This is a genomic window from Prochlorococcus marinus str. AS9601 (assembly GCF_000015645.1).
GTDB classification, from domain to species: domain Bacteria; phylum Cyanobacteriota; class Cyanobacteriia; order PCC-6307; family Cyanobiaceae; genus Prochlorococcus_A; species Prochlorococcus_A marinus_O.
This window is the reverse complement of sequence record NC_008816.1, coordinates 1,209,444-1,231,614: the sequence shown is the minus strand read 5'-3', so window position 1 is coordinate 1,231,614 and position 22,171 is coordinate 1,209,444. Positions and strand designations below refer to the sequence as shown.

The 22,171-nt window shown below is 33.9% G+C and carries 10 protein-coding genes; all 10 read right to left on the bottom strand.

Annotation, left to right across the window (positions count from 1 at the left end; translation table 11 throughout):
• Positions 1-26: 26 nt before the first annotated feature.
• Positions 27-752: a TylF/MycF/NovP-related O-methyltransferase gene (locus A9601_RS15945; RefSeq protein WP_011818866.1), complete on the bottom strand. Its 726-nt coding sequence runs from the start codon at positions 750-752 to the stop codon at positions 27-29.
• 33 nt (positions 753-785) lie between these two features.
• Positions 786-1,439 carry a class I SAM-dependent methyltransferase gene (locus A9601_RS15940; protein WP_225866249.1) on the bottom strand — a complete coding sequence of 218 codons (654 nt, stop codon included), beginning with the start codon at positions 1,437-1,439 and terminating at the stop codon, positions 786-788.
• A gap of 56 nt (positions 1,440-1,495) precedes the next feature.
• Positions 1,496-2,374 (bottom strand): glycosyltransferase family 2 protein, encoded by an 879-nt coding sequence (locus A9601_RS15935; protein WP_011818864.1) that lies wholly within the window; start codon positions 2,372-2,374, stop codon positions 1,496-1,498.
• A 3-nt stretch (positions 2,375-2,377) separates the two neighbouring features.
• Positions 2,378-3,325 carry an NAD-dependent epimerase/dehydratase family protein gene (locus tag A9601_RS15930; RefSeq protein ID WP_011818863.1) on the bottom strand — a complete coding sequence of 316 codons (948 nt, stop codon included), beginning with the start codon at positions 3,323-3,325 and terminating at the stop codon, positions 2,378-2,380.
• Positions 3,326-3,395: 70 nt separating this feature from the next.
• Positions 3,396-4,901, bottom strand: coding sequence for a PfkB family carbohydrate kinase (locus A9601_RS15925; RefSeq protein ID WP_011818862.1), 1,506 nt, complete (start codon positions 4,899-4,901; stop codon positions 3,396-3,398).
• Between the two features lie 31 nt (positions 4,902-4,932).
• Positions 4,933-5,547 (bottom strand): SIS domain-containing protein, encoded by a 615-nt coding sequence (locus A9601_RS15920; RefSeq protein WP_011818861.1) that lies wholly within the window; start codon positions 5,545-5,547, stop codon positions 4,933-4,935.
• Complete coding sequence (locus tag A9601_RS15915; RefSeq protein WP_011818860.1) at positions 5,538-6,248, bottom strand: nucleotidyltransferase family protein; 711 nt, start codon at positions 6,246-6,248, stop codon at positions 5,538-5,540. Before A9601_RS15915 ends, A9601_RS15920 begins: the two co-directional genes overlap by 10 nt.
• Positions 6,249-6,346: 98 nt before the next feature.
• Entirely contained in the window at positions 6,347-7,027 is a 681-nt protein-coding gene (locus tag A9601_RS15910; RefSeq protein ID WP_011818859.1) for an HAD-IIIA family hydrolase, read from the bottom strand.
• A gap of 94 nt (positions 7,028-7,121) precedes the next feature.
• Positions 7,122-7,841, bottom strand: coding sequence for a methyltransferase domain-containing protein (locus A9601_RS15905; protein ID WP_011818858.1), 720 nt, complete (start codon positions 7,839-7,841; stop codon positions 7,122-7,124).
• Positions 7,842-7,983: 142 nt separating this feature from the next.
• A complete protein-coding gene (locus A9601_RS15900) occupies positions 7,984-22,155 on the bottom strand; it encodes a choice-of-anchor U domain-containing protein (protein WP_011818856.1) in 14,172 nt (4,723 codons plus the stop codon).
• Positions 22,156-22,171: the final 16 nt, after the last annotated feature.

Here is a 22,171-nt window from a genome sequence, read left to right as displayed (position 1 = left end):
AAAATAATTATAAAGTAATATTTATTTTATTTATATAAAACGTAACTTCTTCCAGCATATCCAACGTCGCGATAATTCTCGAGCTTCCATTTCGTAGAATTTTTCCATTCATTTAATGCAAGTGAAACTCCTTTTTGAGGATTTCCTTTATATCCAGAAAAATAATCATCTATGTATAAAATTGTCCCCTCTTGAACTAAAGAATCAATATGTTGAAATACAGGGACTGCTGATTCATAGAGATCACAGTCTATATTAATTAAAGAGGCTTTTTCATCAGAATAGATTTCTTTTTTATCTATGTTGGGAAGACTAACATCATAAAAGCCTTCAATTAATCTTACATTATCTAATTTAAATCCTGAATCTAAAATCAATTTTTTAAATTCATCTTTACTAGTTGATAAAGCTCCCTCGTTCCATCTAGATCCAAATTCATGATCTTGTTCTACCTTGGGCAAACCCTTAAAACTATCATAGGCAAAGAATCTCATTTTATTTTCTAGAAAATGTCTACTACTTTCTAGTAGAGCCATCCTAAATGTTCTACATCTATGACAACCAAATTCGTGATAATTTCCAAAAATTGAATTTTCAGAAATAAACTCAAATGCTTGATAAAAAAAATTAAGTTTTGAAGCATGACGATTAGTTTGATTATAAATAATCTCATCTTGTTTACACCAATTTTTCTGACCAGTAATTGAATTTAGTCTTTCATTAAACCAGGGCTCACTTCTTTTTGAATTCATAATTTTTTTTAAGATAATAACATTAATCTTTTTTTAAGAAAAATATATATATGAATAATCCCCAGTATATCCACTTTGATTAAACCACCATTCCCATTCTTTTGGATTATTAAACGCCTCACAAGTAACTTGCCAGTATAGAAGGTTAGCTTTCTCCTCCTCATTCCTATAGCTTTCAACACATATATATTTATTTATTTTGGCAACTCTCTCAATTTCTTTTAAAGCCGAGAAAAGATCAAAACAATATAAATTATGTAGAGTATTTATAGAAATTACTAAATCAAACATCTTTGAATTAAATGGGAGATTATTGGCGGATCCTAATTTCAAATTTTCTCTTACTTTTTCATGAGAATTTTTAATAGCATATTCTGAAATATCAATACCAAAAACTTCACATTCTGGAAGTAATTTTCTAAATTCATATAATAAGTATCCCTTACCACAACCAATATCAAGAATCTTTGAATCAGATTTTAAATTGTAAGTATTTATCATTTCTTGGGCAACTTTTGTCCACCTGCCTGGTTTGTAACTATATCCGCCATAGTTAATTCGTCTGTCTCCATCCCAGTAATCAAAGTCAAATTTTTTTGCTAGAGTTGCTGCTTTAGACTTTGGGAATTCTTTGTCATTTACTCTTTCTAAATAATTTCTCTTTGTACTTTTATGAAGTGAACTCATGAAATCTATTTCTCTCATATTATCTTTTTGTATATCTAATTATCTTACTTTAATGTTCACTTTAAAAAGAATATTGATCTCTCATCTTCGTTTAAATTAAAGTTTCCTTGAGAATTACGAGTTTCTTTTTCAATTTCCAATAGATTTATTTTGCTTATTTCTTTATAATCCCATCTAGCAAGATTATATAATTTTTTTCGATTAAAAATGCCATTTATACTTGAGGGAAATAATAGAATAAAATTAAGAAATGAAATTCTATACCCCCAGTCAGATGAAAGAAAAATTCTTTTTATATATTGTTTGAAAGTAATAAATATTGAGGGAGAATAAGAGAAAGAGATACTCATAGCAGAATATTGTGAAGATAAGACCTTTAAGACTTTTTTTCTTCTTTTCTTTATTGGAATTCTTTTTCTAAAAACCTTATGTTCAATAGTAATTAGTTTTCCAAAAGTTGCTAGTTTAGACCATAAAAGTCTATCTTCTCCATAGTAAACATTTTCGTATGGATTTTTAATCATTAAATCTTTAGTGGTCATTTGTATCTGTTTACCACTGAGGAAAAAATCCTTAATTTTTAGCCTTTTTTCCAATTCATGATAGACATTTATAAAAGAATTTATATAAGGTTCCCACACATCATCAGTATCCAAATGTAAAATCACATACTTCCCTTTAGCTGCTTTTATTGATAAATTTCTAGTCTCTCCTAATTTCCTTCTATGATCCCTCAATAAGGCTATAAAATTAAAATTTGATTTATTTTTAGACTTAATTCTTTTTAGAGTTTCAACTGAATTATCGCTAGATCCATCATCTATTACAATTATTTCCGTTCGTTCATTGATTTGTGCCAGTAGGCTATTTATGCTCGATTCTAGAGTATCGTTCATGTTGTAATTGCAAATACATAATGAATAAATAGGTTCCATTTTCTAGTTATGTAAACTTTTTTTTAACCACTTAACAGAAAAACATGTTTCATTTGTGTTAAGAGTTTTTGATTCATAGGAATCAATTATTTCAGAGATAGCATGTTTCACACTTTTTTTAGGAATAAACCCCAAATCTAAAATTTTATCTGAACATTGCCTATAAGATCTTGGGTCATTTGAGGGAGTTATCTCTATTTTCGTATTTGGTAAAAGTTTCTTAACTTCTTCAGCAATTTCTAATATTGAGATATTTTCAAAACCAGCATTATAAAATCCTGATTCAAGTTCACTATATTTATTTATGAAAAACAAGTATAAATCACAAATATCATCTATATGAATATTTGGGCGTATTTGATTCCCACCGAATACAGTTATTAGCCCTTTTGATAAGGCAGAAAAAGTTAGTATGTTTACTGAAACGTCTAGCCTCATTCTTGGAGATACACCGCAAACAGTAGCTGGCCTTATACAAAAAATTTTCATTTTGTCTTGGTAACTTAAAAAAATCCTTTCTGCTACCATTTTTGTTTTGTTATATTCCGAGATAGGTAGTAACTCTGTATCTTCAGTTACTCGTTCTTTGTCACTAATTCCATAAACACTTCCAGAACTTGCATAAATAAAAGTTTTTACACCTGCTCTATAAGCTTTTTCTGCCAATTGCTGACTTGCTAAGACATTAACCTCCCAGCTTAAATGGGGATCTAATTCTACAAGAGGATCATTTGCTATATTGGCCAAATGAATAACTGCATTTATCCCTAAGAAGTGACTTTGCTTTATATTTCTTATATCCTCTTTTATGATTTTTAAGTTTTTAGTTGGTTTTAAGTAGTTACCAAATAAATTTGAATCTATTGAAGTAATTTTATGACCTTCTTTCAAAAGTTTTGGAATTAATACGGTGCCCTTATAACCGTTCCCACCTGTTACTAAAATATTCATAGATTAGTTTTTAGGAAAACATATTAACACAAAGAGAATCTGCTTAAATCGAAAAGAAAATTAAATTTCTCTAATTCTTGCTAATAATTTGTATAGCCTTATTCAAAACTTTATCAATATCTATTGGGTTATTGCCCATAGTATCTACTGCTATAGAAGCTCCACAACATGCAAGTGCTGCTATTTTCATTATTGAAGATTCATTGCACATACCTGTAGCCATTATAGATAATAATGTATCGCCAGCGCCTGAAACATCTACTGGATTTACTGATAGGGCTGGGAAAGCTTGAATTTGAAGACTATTATTTAGGCTTTTTGAATAAACTACAAATCCATTAGCACCAAGTTTCATTATAAGGTTTTGACAATTTGTTTTATCCATCAACTTTCTACATAACTCATCTAGGCCGATATCTTTATTATTCATAGCAATTCTGGCTTCTTTTTCATTTGGACAAAGAAGCGTAAAATTTTTCATTCTTAAAATATCACCAATTTGACTACTCGATTGAGAATCTCCATATAATTTGAGATTATTTTTTTTCGCACATTTTTCTAATCCCTCTATTAGTTCATCTGAAATTAGACCATAAGCAAAATCCGAAATAACAATACCTTCAGATTCGCATGATAAACTTTCTACCTTATTAAGAATTAATTTTGTCATTTCTTTTGTAATCATATGATCATCTAATCGGCTAACTCTAAAAAGTTTTTGATTCTCAACAAGATATCTTTTCTTAAAAGTTGTTGGTCTACTTTGATCAATTATTAATTCAGAAATCACTGAATTTTCTTTAAGTGAATTTCTTATCCAAGAACCTTCACCATCATTGCCAATTATGGAAATAAATTTACAACTAGATCCTATAGAAGAAATATGAGAGGCGACAATAGATGCTCCTCCCAAAAAGTTTTTTTGATCTAATTCTTTCACTACTATTACAGGCGCCTCGGCACTCATTCCTATAGCTTCGCAAGCAGTATATTGGTCTAAAATTGAATCTCCAATAACTATTAAATTAGATTTTTTTATGTTTTTACTTGCTTCCCTTAAACAATCAACGGTTATATTTTGTCTTTCTAAAGCTTTTAAAAATTCCTTCTCGCGTTTGTTTTTTAAATTATCTTCAGATATTGTCAATAATTCAGAGCTGGCATAACTTATTTCTCCAGCATGAAAAAATATTGATTTTTTTGTTTTATGAAGCGTTTTTATTGTTTCTTTAATATCTTCTAATTCTGAGTTTTCATATTCTTTGCCTAATATAACTTCTTTTGGATTTATTTTTTTTACAGCTTTATTGAGACTGTTATCTGGTAGAAGGATTATTGCATCAGCAATTCCAAGTTGGGCAAGTGAATTTGCTCTTTCTGTTTGGTTGAAAATCAATCCTTCGCAGGAAAGATCCTTAAGAATTGCCACAACAAAAAGTTTGTTAATTTCACGGGCATGCTTTAAATATCTAATATGGCCTGGATGAATCGAATTAAAGTGCCCATAACCTAAAATACAATTTGAGTAAAAATTAGCTTCACTTAGTTCGATTATGGTACTAATTTCATTTCTCATTAAGTTTTGAAAACTTTTTTTATTATATTTCTTAGGCCCTTGTTTTAGAAATCCATTGCATACAAATATGAAAAAGTATTAACTGAGTATCTTCAGCTATTTGCATGTCTTTAATTTTAAAATGAATATTTTTATCTGCAATTTCTTTACATTTGCCACCATCAAATCCAACAATTGCATATGTTTTAATTCCTATTTTTTTTGCTGTTAAAATTGCATTTATAACATTTTGGGAATTTCCGCTACCAGACAAGATTATAAGAATGTCCCCAGCATTACCAAGAACTTCTAGTTGATGTGAATAAATATTTTCGTAACCGATATCATTCCCTAGGCATGTAATTATGCTCGGATTGGAAGGTAAAGCAATCATTCTAAGACCAGGAATAGTAGACTTTTTACCTGTATCACTTTTCGAATAACCAATTCCATAGTGAAAGTCATTAGCTATGTGCATCGCATTTCCTGCACTTCCTCCATTACCGCAAATAAATACGTTTTTTGAATTAACCCAACAACTCTTTAACTCTCTAGACAAATCTTGTATTCTTTCCAAAATATTTTCATCAAATACATTATTTAAATTCTTCAAATAAATATTTGCAAAGTTTGTAAAATTATTATTTTCTTTGGACTTTATTTCCATAATTCTCTAGCCTTCTTCAAATTAGTATGAGTGCCAATATCAATGAAATTTGAGTTAGTTTTATAAGTAAATATCCTACCATTAATTTTAGGTATAATATCTAAACTTATATCACCATGCTCAAGATTAAAATTTGATAAGTATTCTATAAAATCTTCATCAAAAGCATAAATTGCTCCATTTGCTAATTTTGTAGGAGGATTTGATATTTTTTCATAAAAACCTTTTACTAAATTATTATTATCTAATTCTATTACTCCACATTGCTCGGGATTTTCTGTTTCGAAAGTAAGCATAGTAATTAATGCTTTAGAGGGCCTATTTTTGTGAGCTTTGATTAACTCCTTTAAATCATCATCTGTGACATTATCTGCATGCAAAATTAAACCTTTTGAACCTTTAAAAAAGCTGAGATTATTAATTAATGTTCCTGCCGTTCCAATAAGTTCTTTTTCATAAATAGTATAAACCTTAAGATTTTTGCTATTCCACCTTTGGATTGATTCATACACTTTGTTCGCAAGATAGTGCGTATTGATAAGTACTGAATTAATTTCTAAATTTTGAAGTTTATCAAGCCACATATGTAAAATTGGCTTGTTATTTATTTCTACTAAACACTTTGGAATATCATTTGTAAGAGGTCTTAATCTTGTACCAAGACCTGCAGATAGTAATAAAGCCTTATATTCATTTTTCATTTTTTAAAAATAATTTAAGTAAATAATTTTAATAAAAGAATTTAAATTCTATAATTTAAAAAAATAAAGATTTTATTTTATAAAGGCATTCAATAATCCTACATTAAGCAATTGTCTTTCAGAATGTTTTCAATAATTTTTAATGATTTATTTGAGAAATTATCAATAAAAATAGGCTCTAAATTATTTTGTGGATTTATAATATTGAAGTATTCTTTTACTTTGTCTCTTTCTTTTAAACCATGTCCAGTTTTTATGTGTATAAGAGTTGAAATTCCTGCATCCAATCCTGCAATTAAATCTGACAATCTATCCCCAATAATTAATGATTTTTTTAAGTCAATATCAAGAGTTAAAGATGCATTGAGAATCATATTAGGACTAGGCTTCCTCCATGAAAAAGATGGTGCATTCGGACCTAATCCATTAGCGTAAATAGCAATTAATGTATTACTTACTTTAACTTTATTTAACATTGCTTTCGTAACATCCATATAATCCTCCCACGTAAAAAATCCTCTTGAAATGCCAGATTGATTTGTAATTATAATTATTGGGATATTTAGAGTATTTGATAATTTAAAAAGACTAGGCACCCCATATTCCAATTCAACATCTTTACCATTAGAAATAAAGTGTTTGTCCTTAATAATTACTCCATCTCGATCTAGAAAAATTGCTGATCTCTTTAAATTGTCTTTTGATTGAAAGACCCTATTTTCATAAAAGAAATTTACTAAATTGCTATTTTCAATAAGCTTATTAATCTTTAATATCATTTGTTCATCATGAGAATTTAATAGTAGTGTTTATTAATTTAATATTCATTTTTATATAATTTTTAACATATTTAAAGAAAATGTAATTTATTTATTATTTTTTTAAATTAGCTTTTACATAATAGAAAAGTGGATTAGTTGTATTGTATCTAAAGTATTTTTCTTTAAAACATTTATGAAAAGCTTTATCTAGAATTACCGCAAATTGCGAGCAAGGTCCATTTATTATTTTGTGGCGATAACCTATCAGTTGCGAGTTTGTAAATGGCCCATAAGAGATAGGAGAAGTAGTTATATTTTTAAATGAATTTTTTCTAAGAAAATTTTTAATATAATCACTTGTTACTCTAATATAATCGTTTGGAGAACCATGAATTGGATAAATAAAAGGAATAATTATATGTATAAAAGAATCATTTTTTAAAACTCTTTTTATCTCTGCAAAAAGAAAATCCCAGTCATAAACATGTTCTAAAACATTAAATAGTAGGCATTGATCAAATTGATCGTCTTCTAAGGGGAATTTTTCATTAATATCAACCAAAATATCAGGATTTATTTTTTTATCAATATTAATTGAGGTATAGTTATCACATCTAATGATGCATGAATAATTAGAGTTTTTTCCGCCACCTATATCTACTATCCTTCCTTTAAAATAGATTTTTTCAATCAGTTGATTCATTAAAGATCTCATTATTGAAATTTTATATACATCCTTTAAAGTTCTAGTGAATTTAGTAAAAGAAAAAATATCAACATTATTTTTCTTTGAAGAACGTTTAATTTTTTTTATCTTGTTCTTCAAATTCATCTTGTAAAAACTTTATTTATAGTAAGAGATAATTGAGACTATTCAAATAAATTTAGTCAATTTGAAAATATATATTTTTATAATGAAGTTAAAGATTTTAAAAAGGATTTCATAATATCTTTAGTAGGAAATAAGCTTTAAATTAAACAGTTAATTTAAGATCAAATCCAAAGATCAAATCATCAAAGTCATTATCGCCACCACCATATAAATCTTCCAAACCTATAACTCCATTACCAAATTCTCTAAAATGAGAAATCCCATCAGCATTGGCTTCAGTAAAAGAGAAATAAGTTTGACCTGTTTCATGAACAGAGGCATAAGGAGCAATCATCTCTGAGTCAGAGAATGATGTGATTGAACTTGTTACAGTGTCTCCATCGCTAGTAGATAGACTGCCAAGAGAGGAAAATAAATTAGTTGAATGCAACGCTGCATCTTTATAACCAGTTTCATCGGGAGTAATTAAATCCCCAGTTGTTGGGTCTATAACTGCTCCGTTACCATTTTGGATTTTATAAAATCCAACGGTGCTTCCGTACATGGCTTCTCTGGCAACGGAAACAGAACCCTCCAAACTTAATCCGGCAAATCCTGTGAAATCTAATATTGGGTTGAATCCTAAATCACTTGAAATCAAATCGTTTACGCCAGAAAATCCTTGTTGTAAAGATATGGCAATTGTGTTCCCTTCATTAGAAGCATTAGCCATTACAAGTGGATCACCCGCTGAATTTGTTGTAATGTCACTAAGGTTGAGGATATTAAAACTAGAGCCAAAACCGTCCAAATTAGTATTATTTACGAGAAGAGATTCAAGTGTTGTATCTACGATTTCAAAGAAAACCAACTTTTGAGTATTTATTAGACTTATATCTGCACTTAAATCCATTGAAGAGAGATTAGGCGTATCTGAATTTTCTACATTTGAAAGTAATATTGAACCTCTATTTTTAATCAAATCATAAGTTAAAGTATCACTTTCATTTGAGTTGAGTGCCACATATCCAATCTGATTTACAGTACCAGCATTACCGCTAATACTTATACTTAAATTAAAAGCAGCAGGAGAGGTAGTATCATCTGCGTCAGCAACAATTAAGGCTTGACCACTAGTAGATCTTGTAAATTTTGGAGTGAGATCAACAACACCAGCAGTAGATGGATCAAGAATTGTTCCATTTTTAATACCGTCTTTATCTCCATAACCCCCATCAACTAACTCTAAATTAACGGTATCGGCATTTCCATCTCCACTTAAATCATAAAATCTTGCGCCTGCTTTTTTTGTTGGGTCAAAAGTAAGAGTTGTAGCTGTGGGAGCAGACCCATCTCCAGAATCTGTATAAGAGAAATATGCAACATTCTTACCTGTTGTTGTAAGTCCATCTAAGAGTGGATCTAAGTCTGTTGTAGTTTTACCTTTACTATTAAGTGCAGCATTTCCTAATAACAATTCAAAATTAATACCAGTTTGACCTATTGAAAGTCCGGAAGGTTTATTAGAAATTGTAGGAGCATTAGATAAACGATTAAGAGTTAAAGCACCGTTGATAGTTCCAAAAGTGGGACTAAATAATGGAGTGATTAGAGTGTTATCAGTCTTTTTATATGAAAGTTTATAAAACTTGTCCAAAGCATTAGTTTTCTCACCAATATCAGTAATTGTGACTGTATGAGTTTGATTAGATGTATTATTTTGAGCATCTGTAGCTCTAACTACTACAACATAGTTATTATCAGAGTCGCTATCCGTAGGATTTTCATAATCAGGTGCGGCCTTAAATGAAAGCGTCCCTGATGAAGAATTAATTTCGAATAAAGAGGCATCAGCGCCCCCATTTAAAGACCAAGTAACAGTTTCATTAGCAGTGAAACCATGAACACCAGTAACATTTTCTTGTATAGATTTTGCACTAGTAGCAGCGCCTGGACTTCCTGATGATCCAGTTATTTGAGCTGGAGTTTCATCTACATCAAGAACAGTAATGGTGGTTGTCTGATCAACAGTGCTACTTGAAGAATTAGTTGATCTAACTACAACTACATAATCATTATCGGTATTGGTATCGGTGGGATTTTCAAAATCTGGCGCGCTGCTAAAACTTAATGCTCCCGTAGAAGAATTAATTGCGAATTTGGATGCATCTGCTCCTCCATTTAATGACCAGGTAACAGTTTCATCTGCAGTAAATGTGTGAACGGTAGTTGCATTTTCATTTATTGATTTAGAGAAAGTAGTACTTCCTGATTCTCCAGCTTCGATAATATTAGAAACAGTAACAGTAACCGTTTGATTGGAAATATTTCCCTGACTATCAGTTGCTCTAACAATGACAACATAATCATTCCCGCTGTTGGCGTCAGTTGGATTTTCAAAATCTGGCGCGCTGCTAAAACTTAATGCTCCCGTAGAAGAATTAATTGCGAATTTGGATGCATCTGCTCCTCCATTTAATGACCAGGTAACAGTTTCATCTGCAGTAAATGTATGAACAGTTGTTTGGTTTTCACTTACTGTTTTTGTACTTGTAGCTGCTCCTGCACTTCCTGTATTACCAGTAATTAATGGATTTGTATCATCAACATCAGTTACTGTTACGCTTACTGTTTGATCAGAAGTATTGCTTCCATTATCAGTGGCTCTAACGACAACAATATATTCATTATTTAAACCATTATCAGTTGGATTTTCATAATCTGGAGCGGCAAGGAAACTTAAAGCTCCAGTTGAAGAATCAATCGAGAATTTAGATGCATCTGCTCCTCCATTCAAACTCCAACTGACAGTTTCATTAGCAGTAAATGTATGAACAGTTGTGGTGTTTTCTGTAATAGATTTTGCACTCGTAGCATCTCCTGCACTTCCAGAAGGTCCTGTTATGTTTGCTGCTGTTGTATCGCTTGAATCTCCAGAATCCCCAATCATTCCAGGGTCACGGACCTTTCCTAAAGTTGTATCCGCATCATATTTTCCATTATCACGAACATATACCGTTAATGTTTTTGTCGAATCATCCCATTTTGCACCTTCGCCAGTCTCTGAATTAAATTGAAAATCAAAATATTCACCTGTTGCAGGATCTTTTTTGTAGTAAACAGGATTTCTAGTATCGTCGGGGAGGACCCAAGATAAGGAAACAATCTTTCCATAATTACTCGCATCTGGGATGGTGACATTAAAGTCCATAACACCAGTTAAAGCTTTAATATTCGAAGAAGATCCACCAGTATCTGCTGCAACTTTTCCTATAACAGCAGCGCTTGCTTCTTGAATGATAGAAACATCCATTGTGTAATCTGTTTTGGCGCTACCATCAACACCTTTGACAAACATCTCAATTTTGGAATCAGATGATGAAGAGTCAGAATTAGATATTGAATAGATATCTGATTGAGCTGTATTAGAAAACTGCTCAATAACCTTTGCATCCGTATTAGATGTTGTTACAGCATCAGCGAAAGTATCAGATGCCGATGAAGTTGATCCATTACTGATATTTCCATCACCTGTAATATCCTGTCCAAACTCTGATTCATTAAGTTCTGCGGTGGTTCTGTAAGTAACATCACCCCAATCAATTAATCCTGCAGAACTTAATTTATAAACCAAATATGAGATATCAGTATTAGATTCAAATGAGGCAGTTTCTTTAACAACTAATTTGTAATCATTACCAACTTTCTGTACTGCAATAGCTTCTGATTTAAAGGATCCTTCAGTAAAAGTATCTGTGAAATTGAGATCAACATAACCACCATCTGGAGATGTTATTTGGATAGTAGAATCACTATCTTTAATGAAAAGACTTCCATCACTTGTTTGTCTAAGCTGCGCTCCTGTTGTATCAGTGGCAATTGCTGTTGTACTACTTGAACTAATTGTTGTTATCGTTCCGTCGCCATCAATATCAATTTGGAATGCTGATTCTAGTTTTTTAGGATCATCGTAATAAGAGAACGTTCCCCAATCAACAATCATTGTTGATTGTTTTATATTTACCGTTTCATAAGCTGTAGTGGTGTCAGACCCAGAGGTGGTTGTGTTTTTAATTAGAACTTTGTAGTAATCAGTGCTTGAAACTGTTGCTGATTCAACTGCAAGGACTTCTCTTTTATCAGTAAAATCTCCAACTTTATATGTCTCATCAAATGAAATTAGACCTCCAGAAAAATCTAATACTGCATTTTTTGTTTGACCAGATCCAGATGCAATAAATAAATTTTTAGAAGAATCTAAATAAGCTAAAGCTCCTTTTGTATCAGAAGAAACTGATGTAAGAACCTCACTTGTTGCAGACCATATTTTCCCATCTCCATCTAAATCTTGATTGATATCTGCTTCATGTAATTTTGCTTCTCCAAATGTTTCTGTATTCCAATTAACGACACCAGCAGTAGATATTTCAATCGTCTGCCATTGTGTTGTTATGGCATTTGAATTGTTATTTTTTAATTCATGCTTGACAGCAAGTTTATATTTATCAATAGTATTATCAGAATCACTATCAATTCCTTCTACCGCATATGCTGCAGAAGTTCTTGTCTCTCCGGCCCAGGTATCAGTCCAGTCGAAGGCGACTGCGGCATCATTAGAATCAATTATCAAAACATTAGTTGATCCTTTTGTTATGTAAAGGCCACCCTGAGCATCTTTTGTTAATGTAACTGCTGTATTGGCGGTAGTACTTGTATCGGTGCTAACAGCTGTAGTTGTGACTTTACTTGCATCGTAGGTGGCACCATCACCATCGATGTCCTGCCCAAAAACAGACTCTTTCTTCCCAATAGCTTTTGACCAAGTTCCACTACTCCAATCCAATGACCAATCTCCCGCACCAGATGAAGATTCTTTAATTACATAAGTTTCCCAGAAAGTATTTTGCTGTCCAGCCCAAGTATCTGAACTTTTTATTGCGAGTAAGAATTTTTTAGTACCACTATCATCAAATGATTCAACGGCATATGCCGCTGATGAATATGCCCATGCGTAATCACCAGAGCCTCCAGAATCACTCCAGTCAAAGGTTGGAGTGCTACCCCATTGATCTGTAATGGCGATAGTTACGTCATCAGAAGTATCTGCAGTATCTTTGTTGTCAATAATATATAAAGCATTACCATCATCTTTTTTAAGTAAATCTCCAGTAGTATCAGTACTTACTGAATTTAAGGCATCTGCAGATAAACCAAAAGCACCATCACCATCAAGGTCAGCTTGTGATGCATCATTACCAAATAGTGATTCTTTGCTTTTTATAGATTGAGTCCAAATACTATTATTCCAATCAATAATCCCTTTGCCATCAGTATATCTAAGCTCCCAATCAGTGAATTGATCAGATCCGTAAGAACCAGAATTTTTAATTGCAATAACATATCCATCTACAGAATTACCAGAGAAATTTGTATAAGTAACATCTTCTACTGCAACAGCTTTACTAGACCAGGAACCACCTTCCCATTGTGAAGAATAATCAAATTGAGCAGAACCTCCCCATGATTCTGTTATTGCAATATGCTCTCCTGCTTCTGTAAGAATAAAGAAATTACCATTAGAGTCTTTTTTTAAGACATCGCTATATGTATCAGTATCAACAGAGGATAAATTACCTAGATTTAATCCCTGACTTCCATCGTTATCAAAATCCTCTCCGAATGCTTTCTCATAAGGTTGAATTGACTGAGTCCAGATACTTTTACTCCAGTCAAGTACACCAGAATTACTTACTGTAAGAATCTCCCAGTCTGTATTGGATTCAGTTCCAAAATTATTTGTATGCTTAATTGCAATAGAAAATGATTCCCCATCTAAATTTATTTCTGCCGCTACAGCTTCTGAACTACTCGATCCAGACCCCCAGTTAGAAGAATAATCAAAGTTAGGTGTCCCGCCATAATCATCCTTTATTGCTTTAATATTCTCGCCATTACTATCACTTATATATAGTGAATTTTTAGAATCTTTCTTTAATAGCCAGCCATTTGTATCGCCAGAAGCAGTAGTTAGATTACTTAAATTTAATCCTGTTGTTCCATCCCCATCAAGATCCTGCTGGAATGTAGTCTCATAACTTTGAATGGATTGGGTCCATACTGTTTTCTCCCAATTATTATTTCCAGCATTGCTACCAGATGCATAAATAGCATAAACTTGCCAATCCTCTGAAGTCGTTTTCTGACCAGTTTGCCAGTCAGTCCAGGTATTTGCATTTTTGACAGCTACTTGATAGTAATCATCTGAGGTATCTCCAGAAGTTCCATTATTATTTACCTCAGATACGGCTATAGCTATTGATGAGTAACTTCCATCTCCCCAATTCGAAGAGGACTCTATCCAACTATCGTTAATAGCGATTTGAGTATTGCCATCAACTATATATAAAGCGCCATTTGCTCCTTCACTTGCAAGTATCGCTCCAGTTGTATCTGTATTTCTATTAGTTAATGAAACCTGACCAGATTTATCTCCATCTCCATTAAGATCTAAATCAAACTCATCTTCCCAACTAGTTATTGATTCTGTCCAGATTTGACCCGACCAGTCAATTTCTCCATCTGATTTAATTTTGTATATTTCCCAGTTTATATTTATATTATTTTCCCCATCAAATTTGTAAGTATCTGTATGTTTAATAGCTATGCGATAATAATCATCTATTTTCGCAACAGCTATGGGATCCATAGAGTAACTGAAATCTGAGCCCGGATCTCCAAAAGAGCTCTTCATTGAGGGATTTCCACCCATTGCATCTTTTACTGCAATCATCGTTGAAGTATCAGATCCGTCCCAAATGTATAAACTTCCAGCCGAATCTATTTTTAATCGATGAGAAACAGTATCTGTTGTAATGTCAGTTAAGCTTTCAAGATCAACTCCAATATGACCATCACCATCAATGTCTTGACCAAGAATTGGTTCGTAACTTCCTATTGATGTAGTAAAGGATGCATTCTCCCAACTAAGAACCCCAGAAGAACTAATAGAGTGGACTTCATAAGCAGTCATTGCCTCTCTATTATTGGCATTTCCTGAGGCTCCTCCAGTAAAGAAATCATTATCAAAGGTTTCTGTGAATTTAATAACAAGAGTGAAAGACCCATCTGATTTTTTTTCTGCTGCATAACCAATAGAACTATATGAACCGCCATCCCAGGTACTTGAATGCTCCAGTGAAGGATTCATTCCATAGTCATCTTTTATTTTTATTGGATCATTATTACCATCAACTATGTATAAAGAACCAGAACCTCTTTTTAGGTCAACACCATAAGTATCTGTAGAAATATCTTCTAAATTATTTAAATCAACTCCAATATGACCATCACCATTAATATCCTGATCAAATATTTTTTCATAGTCTGCAATCTCTGCTCCCCATGTTCCCATCCAGTCAAATGAGCCATCTGTTTTAACTTCATAAACAATCCATTGTTCTTCATCATGAGTTTGTCCTCCCCAATTATTTGTAAGTGTTTCCTTTACCGCCAAAGAATATCTATCATCAGATGTGTCATTGCTAGTTCCTTTATTATCTAAGCCAACATAAAGAGCTTCTCTTTTATAAGATCCATCCCAAGATTGATCATCTAAGACAATTTCATTGCCACTCCATTCCTCAACTACTGGAATATAAGCACCAGAAGAAGATAATATAAAAAGTGAATTATTATTATTTACCGCAAGTTTTTCTCCAGAATTATCCGTAGTTTTTAAAGTTAAATTACTTGTATCGATTCCAATAGCTCCATCATTATTTAAATCTTCATTGAATAAAGCCTCTTTACTAGCAATATCTTCTGTGTAATTGGAATTATTCCAGTCAAGGACACCTGTTGCACTTGTTTCTATAGTCTGCCAACTTGTTCCCTCCCCATAGTTAATTATTTCTTTGATTGCGATAATATACCCGCCAGATGAAAGTTCCTCTACCGCATAAACTTTTCTACTTCCATCTATCCATGAGTTATTCAAATATGCCGCTCCTCCAAATGATTCCGTAATTAAAATTGGATCATTAGATGTGTCGTTGTCTTTTAAGATATAAGTCTTTTTTTCATAGTCATTTTGAACATTGTTCGTATAAACAGCATCACCCTTTTCTCCTCTTCTGACCTGTACTAAATCATTAATATCTGCAGTCTCTTCTGTTTCATAATCCATTTTCCACCAGTCATATCCAGCTGCAGCTGCCCCACTATCAGAAGAAGGCACCGCATCTCCCGATATATTTTCAGTGCTACCTGTATCCCTTTGCCACCAGTCATATCCAGTTCCACCAGTTCCACCAGTTCCACCAGTTCCACCAGTTCCACCAGTTCCACCAGTTCCACCAGTTCCACCAGTTTCACCAGTTCTACCAGTTCCACCAGTTCCACCAGTTCCTGACATGCTTTCTTCAACAGTTGAATATATTATTTGATCCGTTCCAGCACCATGACTCGCCCCCGTCATTTTCATGCCGCCATCAACTACGCCATCCATTACATGAAAATCACCTTCATAAGTTGCTCCATTTATATAGCCAATTACATTTGAATTATTTGTAACGCTTTGAGAGGTGACGCTGCTTAAGTAATTGCCAGTTGAATCTTGAACCGTTTGGGTGCTATGTGAGTAATCAAGAGTTATTTGTTGGCCATAAAGAATTTTGTCCGATAAGGTTGCTTGTAATTCAGCATTAGCAGTATTTACTGCCGTAACTGGATTATTAGTTGTTCCATCTACTGTTACTTGTAACGCCGAAAAAGTAGCTCCTGGAGCTAAGTATATATTCTCGCTAAAGGTAAGGATTAATTTACTTCCATCATTTGAAATCTCAGAAGTAGTTAATGTTGGATTTGTATCAGTAACCGGCATACCAGGATCAACGATTATTGATTCGTTATTGTTATTGCCATCTTGATAACTTAAAACAGTCCTTATTTTTTTACCTACTTCATTCGAAGTGATCGTATAACTAGATTGAGTTCCTACTTCTTCCCATTCAGTTGTATTTATTGATCTTTGCCAGCTGTAACTAATTCGACTATCAGTGCCTGAACCGTCAGGATCAGCACTATCTTGATTGACAGTAAGTGTATGACCTACCTGAAGATTGCCAGATATAGAAAATGATGCATCGCCAGTATCAGTAACATTAACCGGCATACCAGGATCAACGATCCTTCCATTTTTGGTTCCATCACCATCCCAATGAGGATCACCGTCAGTAAGGGTTAAAGTTACTTTTTTATTATTAGGATCACTGGTATCGAAGCTATATAAAGCATTACCATTTGAACCTACATATGGCCTGAAGTCGTTATAAATATAGTTATATCTTAGATAAGTATTTGCACTGCTGAAGGAAGAAGGTAAATAGATATCTGCATTAATAGTGCTGCCAGGTTCTAATCCAGAGATATTAAAGGCAATAGGATCATATGTTGTCTGATATTGAGAATCTACAGAAACCGTATAACTCGTGCCATTTGAAAGTGGAATTGAATACTGGGAATTATTAGCGTCAAAAACTTCTATCCCTTTTAATGAATAAGTTGACTGAACCTTGATCGCAGCAATATTTGTCTGATCAGCGTCAGATCCTAAATTAAATTGCTCTGCAGTTGTCCAAGGAAGTATTGCAATATCTGGTTGATAAACATCTGCCTCTCCATCCTGGTCATAGTCAAGTAATTTACCGTCATCATCTAGGAAACTCTGTGATGCAATTGATAATCCCTTTGGCTGAGTTCTATCAATAGATTGAGAACTTTGCGTGAGAGTAATATCTGAGGCAATATTTACTGACTGAGATTTCTCTAATATCTGCTCACCTTCTTTAGAGAAAGTAGCTGTAAAGATATTGGTTCCATTGACTAAATTCTTCCAATCACCATCTGTAAGTGTGTAACTCCAAGTTCCACCAGAAGAAGTTGCTTTTCTTGTTATCCCGGCAAAGGTAATAGTAACTTCTCGTCCATCATCTTGACCTGTGAGGTTAACTCCAGAAACTTTTTCTGCATTATTAATTGTGTTATCACTGGCAACCTGATTAAAGGAAACATTTGGTAGAGGTTGACTATATATATTGACAGGATCTGAATAAACAGAACTTCTAATACCAGTTCCATCTGAATATGTAGCTTTTACTCTTAAGGTCTTATTACTATCTCCGGACTGAGGGGAATAAGTGCTGGAGTTTGCCCCACTGATATCAGTCCAGGTATTGGAGGTATAAGAAGCTTCCTGCCATTGATAGAAAATATTGGGATTAGAATTTACACCATCTGGATCATCTGTAATGGCACCTGCAGTAATAGTCCCGCCAATAATTGGATCACCAGAAATTGGAGCAAATATTCCCTGACCGCTATCTTTAATAGTTCTGCCAGTAACTTCTAATTGAACATCTGCATCACTAAACGAAATTGTTTTAATACTTGTTAAAAGGTCCTTATTTGAATCTTTTGAGACTGATATTGTCTCAAATAAATTACTAACTTCATATTGAATCGTATAACTATCTTTGGTCCCTGAATAAATAACAGTATCTTCCCCTTCCCCACCATCGATAGTATTGCTTCCTAATCCGGAGTAAACGATATCGTCTCCGCTTCCTAAAGTTAGGACATCATCTCCTTTTCCAAGGGTTACAATATCTACTCCAGCAGATCCTTTAAAAGTTATATCTCCTTCAAATGTTGAGCCAACAGTAAATGTTCCGTCTGATGAATTCTCTCTAGTCGAGGCATCAACCTCTATACCTTCTCCATCTCCCGCAGCTTGATCTCCTAGATTCGCATAGTAACTATCCCTAAAAGTTATTTTTTCAACGTTTTTTATTGCATATCCCCACGTGCTACTTCCTGTCCCTGAGTTGTTCCCGACAGGGATAATCATTAATTCGTCGGTTCCAGTCCCACCATCAAAATAATCAACTTGATAGCCATAGCTATAAATCTCTATAAAGTCATCTCCAGAACCAGCATCAAGATATCTAAAATCACCATCTATATGATCATCTCCATCTCCCGCAAGTATTTTTACGTTTTTACTACCACTCCTTATATACATCCGGTCATCACCGGATCCAGCATCAATTAACTGTTCATTAGTATTGCTGGTCTCAGCGCCACCACTACTCCCTGCATAAATCTGGTCATTCCCATCTCCTCCATAAATTGCGTCAGTACCTTCATTGCCGTAAAGAGTATCATTCCCTCCTCCCCCGTAAATTGTGTCATCACCATATCCTCCTTCAATATTGTCGTCACCATCACCACCGTAAATTTCATCGTTCCCATCTAATCCTTTTAGGGTGTCATTTCCTCCGTAACCATTTATAGAATCATCCCCACCTGCTCCGGAAATTTCATTATTGTCCGCATCTCCATTAAGAGTTTGATCTGGAACGGGGATTGACTTTGTGGAATTATCCTGGAATTTGACTGTTTCTACATTGATAATCTTAGTTATCTCAAGAGAATCATTCTTAGTAAAAATTGTGTAGAGACCTGAAGTTGTTTCGGTATATTGCGCCTCATTCCCAGTTATAGTAACAATGTCAGTTCCTTCCCCACCATCGATAGTATTGCTTCCTAATCCGGAGTAAACGATATCGTCTCCGCTTCCTAAAGTTAGGACATCATCTCCTTTTCCAAGGGTTACAATATCTACTCCAGCAGATCCTTTAAAAGTTATATCTCCTTCAAATGTTGAGCCAACAGTAAATGTTCCGTCTGATGAATTCTCTCTAGTCGAGGCATCAACCTCTATACCTTCTCCATCTCCCGCAGCTTGATCTCCTAGATTCGCATAGTAACTATCCCTAAAAGTTATTTTTTCAACGTTTTTTATTGCATATCCCCACGTGCTACTTCCTGTCCCTGAGTTGTTCCCGACAGGGATAATCATTAATTCGTCGGTTCCAGTCCCACCATCAAAATAATCAACTTGATAGCCATAGCTATAAATCTCTATAAAGTCATCTCCAGAACCAGCATCAAGATATCTAAAATCACCATCTATATGATCATCTCCATCTCCCGCAAGTATTTTTACGTTTTTACTACCACTCCTTATATACATCCGGTCATCACCGGATCCAGCATCAATTAACTGTTCATTAGTATTGCTGGTCTCAGCGCCACCACTACTCCCTGCATAAATCTGGTCATTCCCATCTCCTCCATAAATTGCGTCAGTACCTTCATTGCCGTAAAGAGTATCATTCCCTCCTCCCCCGTAAATTGTGTCATCACCATATCCTCCTTCAATATTGTCGTCACCATCACCACCGTAAATTTCATCGTTCCCATCTAATCCTTTTAGGGTGTCATTTCCTCCGTAACCATTTATAGAATCATCCCCACCTGCTCCGGAAATTTCATTATTGTCCGCATCTCCATTAAGAGTTTGATCTGGAACGGGGATTGACTTTGTGGAATTATCCTGGAATTTGACTGTTTCTACATTGATAATCTTAGTTATCTCAAGAGAATCATTCTTAGTAAAAATTGTGTAGAGACCTGAAGTTGTTTCGGTATATTGCGCCTCATTCCCAGTTATAGTAACAATGTCAGTTCCTTCCCCACCATCGATAGTATTGCTTCCTAATCCGGAGTAAACGATATCGTCTCCGCTTCCTAAAGTTAGGACATCATCTCCTTTTCCAAGGGTTACAATATCTACTCCAGCAGATCCTTTAAAAGTTATATCTCCTTCAAATGTTGAGCCAACAGTAAATGTTCCGTCTGATGAATTCTCTCTAGTCGAGGCATCAACCTCTATACCTTCTCCATCTCCCGCAGCTTGATCTCCTAGATTCGCATAGTAACTATCCCTAAAAGTTATTTTTTCAACGTTTTTTATTGCATATCCCCACGTGCTACTTCCTGTCCCTGAGTTGTTCCCGACAGGGATAATCATTAATTCGTCGGTTCCAGTCCCACCATCAAAATAATCAACTTGATAGCCATAGCTATAAATCTCTATAAAGTCATCTCCAGAACCAGCATCAAGATATCTAAAATCACCATCTATATGATCATCTCCATCTCCCGCAAGTATTTTTACGTTTTTACTACCACTCCTTATATACATCCGGTCATCACCGGATCCAGCATCAATTAACTGTTCATTAGTATTGCTGGTCTCAGCGCCACCACTACTCCCTGCATAAATCTGGTCATTCCCATCTCCTCCATAAATTGCGTCAGTACCTTCATTGCCGTAAAGAGTATCATTCCCTCCTCCCCCGTAAATTGTGTCATCACCATATCCTCCTTCAATATTGTCGTCACCATCACCACCGTAAATTTCATCGTTCCCATCTAATCCTTTTAGGGTGTCATTATTGCGAGAACCAATTAAAAGATCATTTCCGCTTCCTCCTGATGCGGTAATTCCTTCAGTTGTGTTGTCTGCAACCGTAAAAAAGATATCTTTTGAAACCGTTGTTATTTGTTCACTATGGCCTTCGTTATCTGTATAGCTGATAACTGCTCTAATCTTTTTACCTTGATCACTATCTGCTATCGCATAAGTAGAAGATGTTCCTACCTCGCTCCAGGTACTATTATCACTTGATATTTGCCAGCTATAACTTAAGGCCCCTGTTCCATCAGGATCTGCTGCATCTTGAGAAATACTTAATGTATTTCCACCCTCTGTTGTACCAGAAATAGAGAAAGAAGCTTCACCATTATCAACACCGATACTACTTGTCTCTACTAATGTTCCGTTTACAGTTTTTGTGACTATATAGTTATCTACAGATTGAGAATTAAAATCTATTCCTATCGCTTCATTAGATGCATTTGTATAGTCAATATCTAAAGTATCGTATCTTAGATTTACGTCATCGGTCCCTAATCCTATATTTATTACGTCATTAACAGTCTCAAAATAACCTGTTCCAGAGATATTTATCTGACTAAATGTAAATAAATTTGTTAGTACAGAATTTCCACCATTTCTCGTATCAGTTATCTTTATCGTGGGAGTTAAACCTGTGGTAGAGAAACTGGTGTAATGACTATCAGAAGAATTAGTTTTAGTAAAAACAACAGAACCGCTATATTTCAGTTCAATATCAATATCAGATGAATTTCTTGGATTGAGTTTAAAAATTAAATCTGTAACGGTATAAGTTTCTGATACATCGGTGAAAGCTGATAAATCTATAGCTCCAGAACTTATTTCTCTTGTAAAACTTTGTTCTTCAATGAAGTCATTGAAGACATCAGAATTTCTAAAGTTCTCATTAAAAAAAGGTTTATATAAATATCTCCCAATTACGTATAAATTTGAAACTGTACCGAAAGACATCTAAATAGTCTTTATT